Annotated in this window: 13 protein-coding genes; 4 read left to right on the forward strand and 9 right to left on the reverse strand. The window is 34.6% G+C overall.

The annotated features are described in order from the left end of the window. Window positions 1-340: 340 nt before the first annotated feature. On the reverse strand, window positions 341-2,092 hold the full coding sequence (gene aspS, locus B0A66_RS07935) for an aspartate--tRNA ligase (RefSeq protein WP_089049326.1): 1,752 nt from the start codon (window positions 2,090-2,092) through the stop codon (window positions 341-343). A gap of 306 nt (window positions 2,093-2,398) precedes the next feature. Between aspS and B0A66_RS07940 the strand changes: the two genes are divergently transcribed. Together B0A66_RS07940 and B0A66_RS07945 are read left to right on the forward strand one after the other, a co-directional pair. Next, window positions 2,399-3,394, forward strand: a complete 996-nt coding sequence (locus B0A66_RS07940) for a TlpA family protein disulfide reductase (RefSeq protein ID WP_089049327.1) — start codon at window positions 2,399-2,401, stop codon at window positions 3,392-3,394. Between the two features lie 208 nt (window positions 3,395-3,602). Then, the gene (locus B0A66_RS07945) at window positions 3,603-3,950 is read left to right on the forward strand and encodes a toxin-antitoxin system YwqK family antitoxin (RefSeq protein ID WP_089049328.1); all 348 of its coding nucleotides are present in this window, start codon (window positions 3,603-3,605) and stop codon (window positions 3,948-3,950) included. A gap of 71 nt (window positions 3,951-4,021) precedes the next feature. On the opposite strand, the gene B0A66_RS07950 is transcribed toward B0A66_RS07945, so the two are convergent. From B0A66_RS07950 to B0A66_RS07975, 6 genes are all read right to left on the reverse strand, one after another. Then, window positions 4,022-5,581, reverse strand: coding sequence for a PepSY-associated TM helix domain-containing protein (locus B0A66_RS07950; protein WP_089049329.1), 1,560 nt, complete (start codon window positions 5,579-5,581; stop codon window positions 4,022-4,024). Between the two features lie 7 nt (window positions 5,582-5,588). After that, window positions 5,589-5,888 (reverse strand): hypothetical protein, encoded by a 300-nt coding sequence (locus B0A66_RS07955; RefSeq protein WP_089049330.1) that lies wholly within the window; start codon window positions 5,886-5,888, stop codon window positions 5,589-5,591. A gap of 15 nt (window positions 5,889-5,903) precedes the next feature. After that, window positions 5,904-6,236 (reverse strand): hypothetical protein, encoded by a 333-nt coding sequence (locus B0A66_RS07960; RefSeq protein ID WP_089049331.1) that lies wholly within the window; start codon window positions 6,234-6,236, stop codon window positions 5,904-5,906. 55 nt (window positions 6,237-6,291) lie between these two features. After that, window positions 6,292-8,733 (reverse strand): TonB-dependent receptor, encoded by a 2,442-nt coding sequence (locus B0A66_RS07965; RefSeq protein ID WP_089049332.1) that lies wholly within the window; start codon window positions 8,731-8,733, stop codon window positions 6,292-6,294. 191 nt (window positions 8,734-8,924) lie between these two features. Beyond that, window positions 8,925-10,166 (reverse strand): 2-oxoglutarate dehydrogenase complex dihydrolipoyllysine-residue succinyltransferase, encoded by a 1,242-nt coding sequence (odhB, locus tag B0A66_RS07970; protein WP_089049333.1) that lies wholly within the window; start codon window positions 10,164-10,166, stop codon window positions 8,925-8,927. A gap of 78 nt (window positions 10,167-10,244) precedes the next feature. Beyond that, window positions 10,245-13,019, reverse strand: coding sequence for a 2-oxoglutarate dehydrogenase E1 component (locus tag B0A66_RS07975; protein WP_089049334.1), 2,775 nt, complete (start codon window positions 13,017-13,019; stop codon window positions 10,245-10,247). A gap of 117 nt (window positions 13,020-13,136) precedes the next feature. Here B0A66_RS07975 and B0A66_RS07980 point away from each other — a divergent pair, with 117 nt between their 5' ends. Continuing rightward, window positions 13,137-13,688: a hypothetical protein gene (locus B0A66_RS07980; protein WP_089049335.1), complete on the forward strand. Its 552-nt coding sequence runs from the start codon at window positions 13,137-13,139 to the stop codon at window positions 13,686-13,688. 204 nt (window positions 13,689-13,892) lie between these two features. Here B0A66_RS07980 and B0A66_RS07985 read toward each other — a convergent pair whose 3' ends face one another. Together B0A66_RS07985 and B0A66_RS07990 are read right to left on the reverse strand one after the other, a co-directional pair. After that, window positions 13,893-14,246, reverse strand: coding sequence for a hypothetical protein (locus B0A66_RS07985; protein ID WP_089049336.1), 354 nt, complete (start codon window positions 14,244-14,246; stop codon window positions 13,893-13,895). A 41-nt stretch (window positions 14,247-14,287) separates the two neighbouring features. Further along, window positions 14,288-15,313, reverse strand: coding sequence for a LacI family DNA-binding transcriptional regulator (locus tag B0A66_RS07990; RefSeq protein WP_089049337.1), 1,026 nt, complete (start codon window positions 15,311-15,313; stop codon window positions 14,288-14,290). A 166-nt stretch (window positions 15,314-15,479) separates the two neighbouring features. On the opposite strand from B0A66_RS07990, the gene B0A66_RS07995 reads away from it, so the two are divergent. Continuing rightward, window positions 15,480-18,119 (forward strand): TonB-dependent receptor, encoded by a 2,640-nt coding sequence (locus B0A66_RS07995; protein WP_089049338.1) that lies wholly within the window; start codon window positions 15,480-15,482, stop codon window positions 18,117-18,119. Window positions 18,120-18,182: the final 63 nt, after the last annotated feature.

An 18,182-nucleotide genomic window follows, 5' to 3' on the forward strand; every position in this document is an offset into this window, starting at 1 on the left:
GTAATATATAAATTCATACAAATGACAAGAAGGTGTTAATTTTTTGTAAAAATTATTGATTCACAGTGTTTTCGCTATTTATATTGCATCTATTAAGATATCGATATGCTTTATTTGAGAATCATTGATTGTAGGAATCTTAAGTAGGAATATTGGCTTTTGTTTTACAAATAATTGCAATCTTTTCCAAAAACTATCAACGGCTATTTTATCGTGCCTTTTGTTGCTGTATTTGTTAGTGTTCACGATAATAAGTTCGTAATGAAGACACACTGAAAATAAAAAAAACCTGCAGTTATAAGTTAGCTGCAGGTTTGGTGTTTAAAATGCTATAATTATATTATACTGTAGCAATTTTAATATGTAGTTCTTTTAATTGCGCTTCGTCAATTGTAGCAGGTGCATCGATCATAACATCACGTCCTGAATTGTTTTTAGGGAACGCAATAAAGTCTCTAATTGTTTCCTGACCTCCTAAGATAGCAACAAGTCTGTCAAGACCAAAAGCTAACCCTCCGTGAGGTGGTGCTCCAAATTGAAAAGCATCCATTAAGAATCCAAATTGTGCTTTTGCTTCTTCTTCCGTAAAGCCTAAATATTTAAACATCAATTGTTGTGTTGCTTTATCGTGAATACGAATAGAGCCTCCTCCAATTTCGTTTCCGTTTAAAACCATATCGTAAGCATTTGCACGTACTTTTCCAGGATCTGTTTCTAACAGCGCCATATCTTCTGGTTTTGGAGAAGTAAAAGGGTGGTGCATTGCATGGTAACGACCACTTTCTTCGTCAAGTTCCAGTAATGGAAAATCAACAACCCATAACGGTGCAAATTCTTCCGGATTACGTAAACCTAAACGAGTAGCTAATTCCATACGAAGTGCAGAAAGCTGAGCACGTGTTTTGTCAGCAGGACCTGAAAGAACAAAAATCATATCTCCAGGCTGTGCTCCTGTAATTTTGCCCCAGTTTCCTAAATCGTCCTGGTCGTAAAACTTGTCTACAGATGATTTAAACGTTCCATCGTCATTGCATTTTGCATAAACCATTCCAGACGCTCCTACTTGCGGACGCTTAACCCAGTCAATTAACCCGTCAATTTCTTTACGAGTATAATTTCCTGCTCCTGGAACTGCAATTCCAACCACTAATTCTGCAGCATTGAAAACTGGAAAATCTTTGTGTTTTGCAAATTCGTTTAACTCACCAAATTTCATCCCGAAACGAATGTCTGGTTTGTCATTACCGTATGTTTTCATAGCGTAGTCATAGGTAATTCTTGGAAATTTATCTACTTCAATGCCTTTTAATTCTTTTAATAAGTGTCTTGTAAGCCCTTCAAAAACATTTAAGATGTCTTCTTGTTCTACAAATGCCATTTCGCAATCGATCTGAGTAAACTCAGGCTGACGATCGGCACGTAAATCCTCATCACGGAAACATTTTACGATTTGAAAATATTTATCCATTCCACCTACCATCAATAATTGTTTGAAAGTTTGTGGAGATTGTGGTAAAGCATAAAACTGACCTTCGTTCATACGGCTTGGTACAACGAAATCTCTCGCGCCTTCCGGAGTCGATTTGATTAGGTAAGGAGTTTCTACTTCACAGAAATCTAAATCAGATAAATATTTACGAACTTCCATTGCTACTTTATGACGGAACAACAAGCTGTTTTTTACCGGATTTCTTCTGATGTCTAAATAACGGTATTTCATTCGGATATCTTCTCCACCATCGGTTTCGTCTTCGATAGTAAAAGGAGGCGTTAATGCCGCATTTAAAATCGTTAGTTCAGATACTAAAATTTCAATTTCACCAGTTGGAATATTTTTGTTTTTGGCTTCACGCTCAATAACAGTTCCTTTAACCTGTATTACAAATTCTCTACCAAGTGTTTTTGCTAATTCAAAAACAGTTTTGTCAGTACGGCTTTCATCAAAAATAAGTTGAGTAATTCCGTAACGGTCGCGTAAATCGACCCAATTCATAAATCCTTTATCGCGTGATTTCTGAACCCAACCAGCAAGTGTAACTTCGGTATTAATGTTTGAGGCATTTAATTCGCCACAATTATGACTTCTATACATGATCAAAATTTTAGACTGCAAAAGTAAACACAAAATTCAAAATATAATATTTAAAAGTTTGATTTTACTGTTAAAGAACAGGTTTTATTTAGGATGTGAAATAAAATGCTGTCGAAAGAGATTGTATTGTTTTTCATTTTGACAGGTTAAGATGTAAAAATAATTCAGGCGCATCAATTTAAGAGGTTGGTAATTAGAAAGTAAAAGAAACAGTTACAGGAAGTTATTTTTAAATATATGTTAATTCTTAAATTTTGAGATCGTATTTTCTTTAGCTTTGAGTCAGCAAAATAAAAGATAATAAATATGAAAAAAGTTTTTGTTTCCGGCTTATTGATTTTTAGCGTGATGACTATTATTGGTCAGGGTAAGAATCAGGTTAAATTTACGGCTAAAATAGCTAATCGAAATAGTGATACATTAGTAATACGAGGCATGAATAATTTTAAACAAGTTATTCCCATTAATAAGAAAGAAGTTTTTGCAGCGAACTTTGACGCTCCTAAAGGATTTTATATGTTGTCTGATGGCGTTGAGTCGTCCAGTCTTTATTTAAAACCAAATTCTGAGGTAAATCTTGTAATGAATGCTAAAGAGTTTGATGAAACTATTGTTTATAAAGGAAAAGGGGTTAACGAAAGTAACTTTCTTGCTCAAAAGGCTTTGGTTGATGAGAAATTTATGAACGAAGCTTTTTCTAAAGAAGCTACCGTTTTTGCTTCTTTGGTAGAAGAGAAGAAGAAAAAAGACTTGCAGGATATTGAAAATGGAGACTTTGATCCTGAGTTTAAAACAATGTTAAAGAAAGCGGTAGAAGAATTTAGTCAATATGCGGGTCAGGAATATAAAAGAATTTCCGGTATGGCCAACTTAAATGGAAAGGCATCTCCCGGTTTTGATTATGAAAATCATAAAGGAGGAAAAACAAAACTTTCTGATCTGAAAGGAAAATATGTTTACATCGATTTATGGGCTACATGGTGCGGACCTTGCCGAGCTGAAATTCCATTCTTGCAAAAAATTGAAGAAAAGTACCACGGTAAAAATATAGAGTTTATTAGTATTTCTGTTGACGTAGCAAAAGACCATGATAAATGGGCAAAATTTGTAACGGATAAAAAACTAGGCGGAATTCAATTATTCGCTGATAAAGACTGGCAATCTGAGTTTGTAACCAGCTATGGCGTTAACGGAATTCCAAGATTCATTTTAATTGATCCGCAAGGTAATATCTTAAATGCAGATGCTGACAGACCCTCTTCTGCAGCACTTCAGACTCAATTAGACGCTTTATTAAAGTAAAAAAGCACAAAATAGTAAAATGCAATATTTATTGCTTTTTCATAAAAAACCCAGTAAAACCAATGCTTGAGCATTGGTTTTGTTGTTTTAGATATTTTTCCAATGTTAAGCTTTTATCCAATGTTACCAAATTGTTAACTAAAAGTTTTTTTAATGTAAACAATTAATTATATTTGATAAAGATTTGATAACATTAATACCTAAAGATATGAAAAAGTGTGTGATTTTAGTTGCAATGATGTTCTCTGGAATTTTAGTTGCACAAGAAGTAAAACCAGAGTTAGAAGCTGTTGGAAACAAAGTAAAAGCTACTTATTACCATGAAAATGGTCAAATTCAACAACAAGGTTTCTTTAAAGATGGTAAATTAGATGGCGTTTGGGTATCATACGATGAAAAAGGAAATAAAGTTGCAGAAGGTGAATATACAAACGGATTGAAAACCGGAAAATGGATATTCTCTAGTGAAAAAAACCTTAGTGAAGTTGAATATGATAACAGCAAAATAAGTTCAGTAAAGAATTTACAGAAAAATGCTTTAGCAAATAGAAATTAATTTAATTTCAAAACATAAAAAATGCCGCTTTATTAAGCGGCATTTTTTATGCGTTCTATTTTCGTATGTTGTTATTTCGCTGCAACAACATCTTTCTTAGGCTTTAAGTTGAAAGCAACGTAAAGTGAAATGGATGCTAAAACGATCCAGAAAACATCGATAAAGAAAACCTGTGTATGATGTTGCAAAAATGATGTCCAAAACCAGGTTCCGGATACGATTCCGTTTGTTATTGGAATTAAGAAACCTAAAATACTTCCTGATATTAAACAGAATTTATTCGTAAAGGCATCATTCTTCTTAATAATGAAAAATACAGCTAAAATAAGCCAGCCTCCAAAGTAAAGCGTAAACAAATTAGATTGACTTAAAGGATAGAAAATCTTGCTTCCTATAAAAGCTAATGCAGTAATAGGATACATGCTTAAGCAAATAGCCAGGTAAATACGAACAACAGCTGCATTGAAGCGTCTTTTCTTTTCTGGCATATTATTTTTTTGTCTTGCAACCAGCCAGATCATTACGCCGGAGATGATAACAAAACAGGTAATAATTCCTAGAAGAAAGCTGACTATTTTTAAAGCATATCCGCCATAATCACCAAAGTGAATGCGGTACAGCACATTTTTCACAATGTCTAAATAGTTGTTTTGCGTTACGGGATTTTTGCGGGCTACTTCTTTTCCATCAGTAATGCGATAGATAACCTTTCCAACACCTGTAAACTTTTTTGTGTGCGGAACTTCACCTTCAACAAGAAGATGCATGTTTGCATCACCATAGTTTTGAATAATAACACGCGTTACCTCAAAATCATCCCAATTGCTTTTTGCTTTTGCAACAACCTGATTGATGTTAAAGGGATTGGCTAGTTTTTTATTTTCGAATTTATAATCAGGATCGGTGTATTCGAGTTCTTTATACAATTTGGCCTGATCGCCTTTGTATAATGCCATTACAGCAGGAGCTACAATTAAAAGCTTAATCATAAAAAAGGCACCTGTAACAGCGTAAACAAATTGAAAAGGCAAACCAATCATTCCTAAAGCAGTGTGTGCATCTGTCCACCAAACTTTTAATTTTTCTTTTGGACGGAAGACATAAAAATTAGAAACAATTTTTTTCCAATGCAGTAAAACACCGGTAATGATTGCAAATAAAAAGAATAAAGCAATGAAACCGGAAAGATAGTAACCAACAGGATAAGGGATTTGCGCTAAAAAGTGTAAGCGATATAAAAGTTCTCCTAAGGAATACGATTCCTCATAAGTATGTGTTTTATAATTTTGAGTATCGAGATAAAAAAAGATTCCTTCTTTTTGTTTGGCTGGCGCTAAAGTGTCTTTTGTGCCCTCCATATAAATAGCTACTCTTCTTTCTGTAGTTGGTTTAGAAATAGTAATGTTTCTGCCATGTAAAACGTGATTTTTGTCAAGCGTATCAAGCGCTTGGTTATAGTCTAGTTGAATTTCTTTAGTGAGTGCTGTAGATTCGCTTCGTTCCCAATTGATAATGTCATCTCTGAAAAATGAAAAAGATCCGGCGAAGAAAATTACAAAAAGGACCACACTTATAACGATCCCGCTTACAGTATGCGTATGAAAATAAATATTGAAATTGCGATTGCTCATGGGGTAGTTATGCGATTGGATTATACGTTTGACCTAAATAAATTAAGAGATAAAAAAACAAAGAGAGCAAAATATAGATGCCCCAAATTTTCCATCCGCTTTTTGCCAGAAACGCTACTACCATTAATGCTACCCAAAGTATGAAACCGGTAAAAGCCATTGTTATAAGAACGTTTGCTCTGTTAAACCATGATGCTAAGGCTAAGTGAAAAGTTATAGAAACAAAATAGCCGCCTAAAAAGGCAGCCGTTATTTTGGCAAACCTTTGCCATATTGATTGGGTTAAGTATTTAGGATTTGCAGGCATGTAATTTGGAGTAATTTAATAATAGTATAATTCTAAAAGGGCAACAAGAACAAATATAAATAAAAGTATTTTGCTGCTTACTTTTTTTAGAGGCATGAGTATGATGATAAGACTTCCAATGGTCATAAGCTGAATTAGAAACATCAAAGTACCACAACCTAAAGATTGTGTGAAAAGCCAAATGGAATAGGCGGTCAGTAAAAGAAACAGTCCGATAATTTTTGTTTGCTTTGGATTTTTCTGCATCCATTTTTCAAATCCTAAATCATACGACAATACAGCTCTTTTTGAGGTATAGTACAGTGTGTAAAAAGATAGAAAAACGATTAGGCTGGCAATTGTTATCATGATATAAAAAATTTAAAAAACACCTTTCTCATCAAGAAAGGTGTTTTGTATGGTACTAGAATTTATAAGCAACAGATCCCATGAAAGTTCTTGGAGCTTGTACGTTTATTGTTGTATATCCGTTAAAGTATAATTCGTCTGTTAAGTTATTTACTTTTAGAGATAATCTGTATTTCGGCTGATCGTAGTAAAGTGCTGCATTTATCACAGTGTACGATGGCAATGTAAATTTTTGATTTGTAGTTACGTTCGTATTTGGATCCGTAACGTTTCTGTTAAAAGCATACGTTTCAGAAGCGGAATTTCCTCCAAAACCAATACCTAAACCTTTAAATTTACTAGTTTGTAAGCTATAGCTAATCCAGTAGTTTAATAAACTTTCAGGACCTGCTGTTTCTGGGCGTAATCCGTTTACAGGAGCATCAGCATCGTTAAGTTTACTGTTGTTAAATGCATATCCGAAAATAAGATTTAATCCTGAAATTGGATTGGCTGTAACTTCAGCTTCAAAACCTTTACTAGTTTGATTTCCGTCCTGAACACTAGTATTGATTAGTTGACCAGCTCTTAAAATGTTTTTAACTTCGATATTATAATAGCTTAATGTAGCGCTTACTCTATTTGAAAAAGCATTTACTTTTACTCCGGCTTCAAACTGGTTTGCTCTTTCCGGATCAAAAGCTTTTAATTGTGCAATTCCTCCAACTTCTGCGAAAGCAAAACCAACATTTTTAAAACTGTTTTGATAGTTTCCAAAAACAGATACCTGATCTTTTATAATTTGATAAACAGCACCGAATTTGGGAGATAACGCATTTTGTGAAAAGTTACCCGTTTTTACATCAGTCGAAGGATCAAAGGTTCCGTCATTTTGGTAGTGGTCCAATCGTAAAGCAGCAGAAAGAAATAATCTGTCTGTTACATTAAATACATCTGCTACGTAAGCACTGTACGTTGTTAAAGAAGTAATTGCTTTAGATGCGCTTCCTCCAACAAGTCTAGCTTTTACGTTGTCAGCATTGAAATCATAATAGTTTGTATTTGCTTGCGTATAATTTACTGTATCATAATAGAAGAAAGTGTCAGCAAGTAATCCGAAGCTGCTTTTGCTTTCATAACGGTAAATGTCACCTCCAACCAAAGCTCTGTGTTTCATTCCGAATAATTCGAATTCACCATTAAAGTTTTGTTGGAATTCTAAAATGTTGTCACGTCCATCGATGTTCCATACATTTCTTGACATTTCGTTGTTGCCTAATAAATAAAACCAGATTTGTGGTCCTACCGATTGATTCGTACTAGTACTTAAAACAGATTGTGATTTCCATTTATCTGAAATTTCATAATTTGCCTGTGCGAAAATGTTACTTGTTTTAGTGTTCATCATGAATTCGCTACCAGTAAACGATCTTGTCCAATTCATTTTAATGTCTTTCGCACTGAATAAATTTAAACTGTTTGGAGTACCGTCAAAAGGGATGTAGATTAATGGCATAGATGAAGCATCTACGTTAGATAATTCAGCATCAATTGAGATCGATAGTTTGTCATTTACTTTATAAGAGAAAGAAGGAGCAAAAAAGTAGCTTCTTGTTTGTCCGTAATCTTGAAAAGTATTAGCATTATTGTACGCTGCGTTTACTCTTAAAAGAGCAGTATCGTCATCGTTTAAAGATGTATTCACGTCAGCAGTTAATCTGTTTAAACCATAACTTCCTGATTGGTATGAAATTTCACCACCAAAACGTTCCGTAGGTTTTTTAGTTACACGGTTGATTAATCCTCCGTAAGAAGTTAATAAACTTCCGAATAATGTTGCAGATGGTCCTTTTATGCTTTCTAATCTTTCCAAATTCGAAGCGTCAACATTATTAGTGATTTTACCTGCGATTCCGTTTCTTAATAAACTTTGCGTAACAAATCCGCGAGAAGAGAAGTATGATCCACCATCACCGATACGGCCTGTTGAAGCCCAAAGCTGGTAAAGTCCGGGAACATTTCGTAAAGCTTCGTCTTGGTTTACGACCAATTGATCTTTCATTAAATCTTTAGTAACAACGCTGTATACTTGTGAGTTTTCAAGATTTTTGATTGGCATTTTAGCAACATAGTTACTTTCGGCCTTTGTGTATTTATTTGCGTTTCCTTTTACAAATATTTCTTCTAATTGCTCTGAATTGTTGTTGATGATCAGGTTTTTTGTTACAACCTCACCTTCATTAACGAAGATGCTTTCTTCTTTTGTTGAATGTCCAACAGCAGTAATTCGAATCGTATAATTTCCAGGAGTTACATTTTTGATTTCGTATAATCCCTGATTATCTGTAACGGCTCCAATTTTGGTTCCTTTTAATACTACAGAAACATTTTCAGCCGCTTCACCGTTTGATAGGCTAATTTGCCCTTTTATAGTTGCTTTTTCTTGTGCCGATATTGTAGTTGAAACAAACAAAGCAAAGAAGAAACCTAATATAGATAATGTAGTTTTTAACTTCATTTTTATTTAGAATAAGTTTTAATAGCGCAAATGTAATAGTTGATTACTAATAATGCAAGTTATTTTTATCTATTCTAAATAATTTCTTCTAGTCTAGGTTTAGTTGAAAGGAAGTTTTTGGTGCTGTGTAAAAATGAAAAAACCTGCTCAAATAAATGAACAGGTTTTGTATGTATTGAAAATTATTCTGATTATAATTCTAAAGCACGTTTAGCATCACCATTCATCAATAATTCTAATGGATTTTCTAAAGCTTCTTTTACAGCCACTAAGAAACCAACAGACTCACGACCGTCGATAATTCTGTGGTCATAAGAAAGAGCCACGTACATCATTGGGTGAATTTCAACTTTACCATTTACAGCAATTGGACGCTCAATAATGTTGTGCATTCCTAAAATTCCTGATTGTGGAGGGTTGATAATTGGAGTACTTAACATACTTCCAAAAACACCACCGTTTGTAATAGTGAAAGTTCCTCCAGTCATATCATCAACAGTGATTTGACCATCACGAGCTCTAAGTGCTAATCTTTTAATTTCTGCTTCAACTCCGCGGAAAGTTAAGTTTTCAGCATTACGAACTACGGGAACCATTAAACCTTTTGGTCCTGAAACTGCAATTGAGATATCTGCAAAATCGTATGCTACTTTATAATCACCATCCATCATAGAGTTTACGTCTGGATATAATTGTAAAGCTCTTGTAACTGCTTTTGTAAAGAAAGACATGAAACCTAAACCTAGACCTCCGTGTTTTGCTTTGAAAGCATCTTTGTATTCGTTACGAATTAAATTGATTGGCGTCATGTTAACTTCGTTAAAAGTCGTTAACATAGCAGTTTCGTTTTTAGCAGCTACTAATCTTTCTGCTACTTTACGACGTAACATAGATAATTTTGTACGCTCGCTTCCACGGTTTCCACCTGTTGGAGTTCCCATTGAAGGTACTGCATTTAAAGCATCTTCTTTAGTAATTCTACCCGCTTTACCAGTTCCTGAAACAGTTGCTGGTGCTATATTTTTTTCGTCTAATATTTTTCTTGCTGCCGGAGAAGGAGTTCCTGAAGCATAAGTTGTTGCCGGAGCAACTTCTGCTTTTGGAGCTTCAGCCTTAGGTGCTTCTGCTTTTACTTCAGCTTTAGGTGCTTCCGTTTTTGGCGCTTCTGCTGCTGGTGCATCACCTGCAGGTTTTGCTGCACCTGTATCAATTAAACAAACTACAGCTCCTACAGCTACTGCATCACCTTCTTCTGCTTTTAGCGTAATTGTTCCGCTAGCTTCTGCTGGTAATTCAAGAGTTGCTTTGTCTGAATCAACTTCAGCAATAGCTTGATCTTTTTCTACATAATCTCCGTCTTTTACTAACCAAGTTGCAATTTCAACTTCTTTTATTGATTCCCCTGGTGATGGGACTTTCATTTCTAAAATCATCTTTGTCTTTGTTTAAAGTTTTAATTGTTTAAAGTTTCAGTTAGGGCAAACATGAAACTTTAAACTTGAAACATTTTTTTATCTGAATAAATTTTTATCGAATACCATTCTTATTGCGTCAGCATGACGACGTTTTGCACGAGTGTAACTTCCTGCTGCTGGTGCTGCGTATGCTTTTAATGATGCTAATCTCCATTTTACAAGATCAAAGTTCATTAACATAAAGCTGTAAGCTCCCATGTTTTTAGGTTCTTCCTGAGCCCAAACATAATCGTCAGCTTTTGGATATTGTGCAATAATTGCTTTTAATTGTTCTGCCGGGAAAGGGAATAATTGTTCGATACGAACAACTGCAACATCTTTTCTTCCGTTGTTTTCTCTTTCAGCAACAATGTCATAGTAGAATTTACCAGTAACAAAAACTAAAGTTTTCACGTCTTTTTTGTTTACTGTAGTATCGTCTATTGTTTCCTGGAAACTTCCTTCTGCCAATTCTGCTACTGTAGATACACATCTTGGATCACGCAATAAACTTTTTGGAGAGAAAACCACTAATGGTTTACGGAAGTTTGTTTTCATTTGTCTTCTTAACAAGTGGAAGAAGTTTGCAGGTGTTGTACAATCAGCAACATACATATTATGTCTTGCACAAAGTTGTAAGTAACGTTCCATTCTTGCCGAAGAGTGTTCAGCACCTTGTCCTTCATATCCGTGAGGAAGTAATAAAACAATACCATTTTGGTTATTCCATTTATCTTCACCACAAGAAATGTATTGGTCAATCATGATTTGAGCTCCATTAGAGAAATCTCCAAATTGTGCTTCCCAAATTGTTAAGGCATTAGGATTAGCTAATGCATAACCATAATCAAAACCAAGAACTCCGTACTCAGATAAAAGAGAGTTGAATACACCGAATTTCCCTTTTTTGTTTTCGATAGCATCTAGTAAAATTACTTCTTCTTCAGAATCTTCTACTTTTACTACGGCATGACGGTGAGAGAATGTACCACGCTCTACGTCCTGACCTGAAATACGAACATCAAATCCTTCTGTTAAAAGTGAACCGTAAGCAAGAGCTTCTGCAGTTCCCCAGTCAAGAGTATCGTTGTCATATCCTGTTTTTCTGTCCGTAACAATTTTAGTTATTTTGTTAATGAACTTCTTGTCAGACGGTAACGTTGAGATTGTATTGATGATAGCATCTAATCCTTTTTTCTCAAAAGTAGTATCTACTTTTTGAAGCATTTGTGTATCAGTTACCTGAACAAATCCATCCCATTCGTTTTTCATGAATGGTGTTATAATTGTCAAATCTTTTTTACGGGAAGCTTCTAAATTCTCCTCCATCAAAGTTTTGTATTCTTTTTCTAAAGCATTTACATAAGAAGCATCAATTACACCATCAGATAATAATTTCTCTGCATAAATGTCTCTTGGATTTTTATGTTTTGCAATGATTTTATATAAAACCGGTTGTGTAAAACGAGGTTCATCACCTTCGTTATGACCGTACTTTCTGTATCCTAATAAGTCAATAAATACGTCACGTCCAAATTGCATTCTGTAATCTAATGCAAAAGAAACCGCATGTACTACAGCTTCAGCGTCATCAGCATTTACGTGTAATACAGGTGAAAGTGTTACTTTGGCAACGTCCGTACAGTAAGTAGAAGAACGAGCATCTAAGTAATTCGTTGTAAAACCAACCTGATTGTTGATTACAATGTGAATTGTTCCTCCGGTTTTGTAACCGTCAAGTTGTGCCATCTGAATGATCTCATATAAGATACCCTGACCTGCGATTGCAGCATCTCCGTGTACGGCGATAGGTAAAACTTTAGAGAAATCATTAGCATAATATTTATCTTGTTTCGCTCTGGTAATTCCTTCAATAACTGCTCCAACCGTTTCTAAGTGCGAAGGGTTTGGTGCTAAATTGATATTGATGTTTTTTCCGGTTCTTGTTTTTTTGTCAGCAGTAAGACCTAAGTGGTATTTTACATCACCATCAAAATATTCCTGATCGTAATCTTTACCGTCAAACTCACCAAAAATATCCTGAGTAGATTTTTCGAAGATGTTTGCCAAAACGTTCAAACGGCCACGGTGTGCCATTCCCATTACGAATTGTTCAACACCTTTTTCAGCAGCTTGCTCAATCAAAGCATCTAAAGCAGGAATAATAGATTCTCCACCTTCCAGTGAAAAACGTTTTTGACCTACGTATTTTGTATGCAGGAAGTTCTCGAAAGAAACAGCCTGATTTAATTTGTTTAAGATCGTTTTCTTTTCTTCAGAATTGAAATTAGGCTGATTAACATTTACAGCTAATTTTTCCTGAATCCATTTTACAACACTAGGATTTCTAATGTACATATATTCAATACCAATATGCTGGCAGTAAATAGATTTTAGACGTGTTATAATGTCTTGTAATGTAGAAGGTCCTACTCCAATAGTCTGAGCTGCATCAAAAACTGTAGAAAGATCAGCAGTTGTTAATCCGAAATTTTCAATATCTAAAGTTGGAGAAGATGTTCTACGATCACGAACAGGATTTGTTTTTGTAAACAAATGTCCACGTGTACGGTATCCATCAATCAATTTTAGAACATTAAATTCTTTTTGCAGTTTTTCTGAAATCTGACTGTAATCTGTGTTGGGGCTAGACACATATTCAACAATCTGTTGAACTGGATTTTCGTCATTATAAGTCGTTTGTCCAAAGTCGAAACCTTGAAAAAAACTTCTCCAGCTTGGCTCAACGCTATCTGGATTTACTAAATACTGATCATATAATTGTGCGAAAAACTCTGTATGCGCTGCATTTAAAAATGAAAACCTATCCATAATATTAGTGAATATACTTTTTGTTAAATAGAAAGGCAAAAGTACAACAATCGGCTTTATTTAAATCGTTTTTTTGCTTACTTTTACGTAAAAATTTGTTAAAAAAAGTGTTAAGCCATGAATAAAAATCTAATTTCAATCGTTTTCAGATCATTTTTAATGATTTTTACGCTGTTGCTTTCAGGCTATGCAGAGGCACAGGAAAATATTGCTACAGAGAATACTGTCAACTTTTGGGACAGAGTTCAATTTGGAGGTGGACTAGGGTTAGGAATAGGTTCAGGTTATACTGATATAACTGTAAGTCCGAGTGCGATTTATAATGTTAACGAAATTGTAGCAGTTGGTGCTGGTTTACAATTTGGTTACCTTGCTTCAAAAAATTATTATAATTCGTTTGTTTATGGAGGTAGTCTGATTACACTTGTGAGTCCAATTCCGCAAGTTCAGTTATCTGCAGAACTTGAACAAGTCAGAATCAATACCGATTATAAAGCAACCAATGTGCGACCTGCATTTTCAGATAATTATTGGAATACCGCTTTATACCTTGGAGCAGGTTACAGAAACGGAAATGTAACAATCGGTGGTCGCTACGATGTTTTATTCAACGATAAAAAGAGTCTTTACGGATCCGCTTTTATGCCTTTTGTGAGAGTTTATTTTTAAGGTTCAGAGGTTCTGAGTGACAAAGGTTCAAAGGTTTTTTTTAAAGGCTTTAAGGTTCTGAGTTGCTAAGATTTAAGTTCTCTTTCTAAAACGCATATTTTTACATTTTATCTTCACATTGCTTTAAATCAAAATCGAAATGAAAAACCTCAGTGACTCAGTAGCTAAAAACCTTTGAGCCTTTGAACCTATGTCACTTTGATCCTATTTGAAATGATTTCTAAACCAAACCTTCTGCCATTCTCTTTTTAAAACCAAAAACGAAACCTGCTCTGCCAGAATAACCAAATCAGATCCGTCCAGTTTTTTGATTTCACTTTCGGAAACATCGATGATGTAAAGTAGGTTCAGGTATTCAGCAAATTTATACTGAATCATTCTGTAGATTTTTTCGTGAAGCTGAATCTTAAGTTCTTCAGGAGAGATGCTTAGCGGAAAATCGATTCCTTCATTGGCCAGATTAAAGTCTTTGTTGATTTGCTCAATCAGACTTAGATATAGATTTTCCTTTTCGGCGTCAGCCAATAAAAAATCGGTATTTTCAGGAATTGGAAACATTAATGCTCTTTAAGAATTGACGCAAATGTAAAACTAAAAAATCATTTAACGGTTGATTCTCTTTCAATGATTCTTGTTGGAAGTTCAACAATTTGATGTGTAACAGCACGATGTTCCTTTATCTCTGCAATTTCATCAATTAAAATAGATGCAGCGGTGTGTCCCATTTCAAATCCGGGCTGATCGATTGTCGTGAGTTTAGGCGAAATTACAGTACTCATAAACCAATTGCTAAATCCAAAAACAGCCACTTGCTGAGGCGTTTTGATGCCTGCTTCATTAAAATATTTAATAATTCCGATCGCTACTAAATCTGTAATGGCAAAAATAGCATCGATATCCGGATGCTCCGTCATGATTTTCTGGGCATTTTCGTAACCATCTTCAAAATCAGTATTATTATCGCAAACGTATACGAGTTTAGAATCGTACTCAATTCCGTGTGCTTCCAAGGCTCTTTTGTAACCTAAAAAACGATCAATTGAATTTTGAGGAACATAAGAACCTCTAAAATGCGCTATTTTTTTATATCCTTTATTAATAAGGTAGGTAACAGCATCGTAAGCCGCTTTGGCATCGTTAATAATTACTTTCGAACAATCAACTCTTTTGGCAATTTTATCAAACAAAACAACGGGAGTATTTTTTTTAATTGCGTCGTTGATATGAGAGAAATCATCCGTTTCATTAGAGAGCGACATCAGTACTCCGTCAACGCGTTTTTGAATCAATAAGGCCAATTGTTTTTTCTCTAATTCATACTTTTCATTCGATTGCAAAATGATAACCAAATAGCCTCGTTTTTCGGCTTCTTCTAAAATACCATTGAGTACGCTCGAAAAAAAATGATGTACTGTTGCCGGAATGATAACACCAATAGTTTTAGTTTCGTTGGTTCGAAGATTTACTGCAACAGAATTGGGCATATAATTCATCGTTTCAGCCATTTCAATAACTTTTGCACGCGTCGATTTACTAATATCGGTATATCCTTTTAGTGCTTTTGAAACAGTAGTAACTGAAATTCCCAATGCCGAAGCAATGTCTATTAGTTTTGTGTTATTCATGAAATAAATGTAGTAAAAATAAAATGTATTAATAAAATATTAACTTACGAAAACGTTTTAGGTGTTTTCGAAAACGTTTTCGATTCTTAAATCTTAATTTAAAGTTAATTACTAAGTAAGTTTACATTCATCAAATTAAATTTTACTAACAAAACCACAAAAAAACATGAAACAGCAAAAATCTTATTTAGGACTGTTATTTTTGATACTGTGTTTGATCTGCGTATCTAATGACGCATTTGCTCAGGCTAAAAATACTATTTCCGGAAAAGTATTAGATGAAGAGGGACACACAATTCCGGGTGCAAACGTATCATTACAAGTATCAGATAAAAACGTAATTACGGACGAAAATGGAGTTTTCATTTTCTCAGATGTTCCTGCCGGAAGTTATTCGGTTGTAGCTTCGAATGTAGGGTATAAAACGTATAGCAAAGAAGTTACGGTTAAAGAAGGAGAATCAGTAGAAGTAAGCTTATTACTGGAAAGCGAATCACAAAATCTGAAAGAAGTTGTCGTTACAGGTTCATCAGCACCAAGATCAAAATTAGAATCCAGTGTTGCTATTACAACGATGGGAGCAAAAGCAATTGAAGACAGAGCGCCATCGAGTACAGCAGCTTTGCTTCAAACTATTCCCGGTTTTGTTGTTGAAGCATCTGCAGGGGAAATAGGAAATAACCTTTTTGCAAGAGGAATCCCGTCTGCAGGAGCATACGAATATGTGCAAATTCAGGAAGACGGTTTACCGGTTTTTGAAGACGGTGCGTTACAGTTTGCTAATGCAGATACGTTTTATCGTTTAGATGAAACAGTAAGTAAAATGGAAGCTGTAAGAGGAGGTTCTGCATCTATTTTTGCGAACAATGCACCTGGTGGAATTATCAACTTTATTTCGAAAACGGGTCAGAATGAATTTAAAGGAAAAGCAAAATTATCGACATCAGATTATGGACTTTTCAGAACGGATCTTAATTTATCAGGAGCTTTAATTCAGGATAAATTATTCTTCAACATTGGAGGATTCTACAGAGCCGATAATGGAGTGAGAAACACAGGTTTTACAGCCAACAAAGGAGGACAAATCAAAGGAAATGTTACTTATAAATTCGATAATGATGATTATTTCAGAGTAAACTTCAAACATCTTAATGACAGAAATACGTTTTACTTGCCAATTCCTTTAAAAAGCAATAATGGAAAAATTGAAGGTATAAGCGGATTTAATCCAAATTATGGTACTTTGACTTCCGTAAATTTTAGCCGTTTAAATGTTCCTCAATACGGAGGTGGTACTTTTAGCACTGATTTAGAAGATGGTTCACATCCTGTAATTAATTCTATTGGAACAGAATTCAAAAAGAAAATCTCTGAAAAAGTTACTTTCAAAAATGCTTTCAAGAAAACAGCAATTGACTTAAATTACAATGCGATTTTTCCAAATGGAGGCCCTTGGACACAAGATGCTTATGCAACAGATATTCAAAATACTACAGCAGGAAACCTAGCTTACAGTTATGTAGATAATGGTGCAGCTTTAGACCCAAACACTTTAATAATGAGAGCTGACCTTTGGCATATCCAGAAAAAAATGGACAATTTTGCGAATAACTTCTCTTTCTCATTTGATTTAGATCCTGTACAATTAACAGCAGGTTACTATTATTCTAACTGGAAATCAAATCAATACTGGAATTGGAATTCTTATTTAGTAGGTGTTTCAGACAATCCAAGATTATTGAATGTAAAAGACAATACTTCCGGAGTTGATCATACATGGAATGGTATAGAAAGAATCACCTGGTTAGAAAGAGATGCTCAAACCAAAGGACTTTTAAATGATATTTATGCCGATGCAGAAATTAAAGCCACAGAGAATTTGACGTTCAATGCCGGTGTACGATACAACAAAGACAAATATTCAGGGTACCGTGATAATGCAAGATTTGGTGCAGAAAATTTAGGTCTTTTGAATAATAACACAGCAGATGATGCGGTGACAACTGTAAAAGGAAATCCGTACACGTATTGGAGATATGATGTAAGCGAATGGTCGTATACTGCAGCAGGAAACTATAAATTTAATGACAAGATGGCTTCGTATGCACGTTATAGTCATGGTTTTAGGTCGCCAATTGAAGAATCATTTTATGATAATGCAGCAGATTTAAGCAAACTTGAAAATACACAGGTAAATCAAATAGAATTGGGTTATAAATATGCTAATTCTTTCTTCTCGGTAAATGCGAACGTATTTCACATGAACTTGAAAAATGTTGCTTTTACAGATATTTTATCTGATGGAACTTCTGAGAATAAATTTGCAGACGTTAATAATATTGGTCTTGAAGTTGAAACCAATGCAAAATACGAAAGAGTGAAGTTGAACTTTACGTTTACAGTTCAAAAACCAGAATATGATAATTTTACAGGTTCCAATGCTGATGGTTCTACTTTTAACTTTAATGGAAATACAGCACGAAGAATTCCGAAGTTTTTTGCTAACCTAAGACCGGAAGTAGAAATTGTTAAAGATCTTACGGCGTATGTTCAGTTTTCATATTACGATAAAAAATTCGTGAATCAGGATAACAAACAAGTATTACCAGCGTATAAAGAAGTAGGAGCAGGTTTAAATTATACGTACAATAATCTTCGTTTTGCAGTAGATGCTTCCAACTTATTCAATGAAATTGGTTTAACAGAAGGAGATCCAAGACAAACAACAGCTGCACAAAGCGATGTGTTTATGGCAAGACCTATTTTAGGACGTGCGTTTAGATTTTCTGTAGCAATTAATTTTTAAATTTATAAATACATTGTATTATAATATGGTACCACGTAGAGACGCACTGCCGTGCGTCTCTAC

Source organism: Flavobacterium hercynium (assembly GCF_002217285.1).
Lineage (GTDB): Bacteria > Bacteroidota > Bacteroidia > Flavobacteriales > Flavobacteriaceae > Flavobacterium > Flavobacterium hercynium.

Coding starts and splice junctions, on each gene's coding strand:
- B0A66_RS07940 (WP_089049327.1), top strand. CDS start 2,399: ATGAAAAAAGTTTTTGTTTCCGGCTTATTGATTTTTAGCGTGATGACT.
- B0A66_RS07995 (WP_089049338.1), top strand. CDS start 15,480: ATGAAACAGCAAAAATCTTATTTAGGACTGTTATTTTTGATACTGTGT.
- B0A66_RS07990 (WP_089049337.1), bottom strand. CDS start 15,313: ATGAATAACACAAAACTAATAGACATTGCTTCGGCATTGGGAATTTCA.
- B0A66_RS07950 (WP_089049329.1), bottom strand. CDS start 5,581: ATGAGCAATCGCAATTTCAATATTTATTTTCATACGCATACTGTAAGC.
- B0A66_RS07985 (WP_089049336.1), bottom strand. CDS start 14,246: ATGTTTCCAATTCCTGAAAATACCGATTTTTTATTGGCTGACGCCGAA.
- B0A66_RS07945 (WP_089049328.1), top strand. CDS start 3,603: ATGAAAAAGTGTGTGATTTTAGTTGCAATGATGTTCTCTGGAATTTTA.
- B0A66_RS07955 (WP_089049330.1), bottom strand. CDS start 5,888: ATGCCTGCAAATCCTAAATACTTAACCCAATCAATATGGCAAAGGTTT.
- B0A66_RS07975 (WP_089049334.1), bottom strand. CDS start 13,019: ATGGATAGGTTTTCATTTTTAAATGCAGCGCATACAGAGTTTTTCGCA.
- B0A66_RS07980 (WP_089049335.1), top strand. CDS start 13,137: ATGAATAAAAATCTAATTTCAATCGTTTTCAGATCATTTTTAATGATT.
- odhB (WP_089049333.1), bottom strand. CDS start 10,166: ATGATTTTAGAAATGAAAGTCCCATCACCAGGGGAATCAATAAAAGAA.
- aspS (WP_089049326.1), bottom strand. CDS start 2,092: ATGTATAGAAGTCATAATTGTGGCGAATTAAATGCCTCAAACATTAAT.
- B0A66_RS07960 (WP_089049331.1), bottom strand. CDS start 6,236: ATGATAACAATTGCCAGCCTAATCGTTTTTCTATCTTTTTACACACTG.
- B0A66_RS07965 (WP_089049332.1), bottom strand. CDS start 8,733: ATGAAGTTAAAAACTACATTATCTATATTAGGTTTCTTCTTTGCTTTG.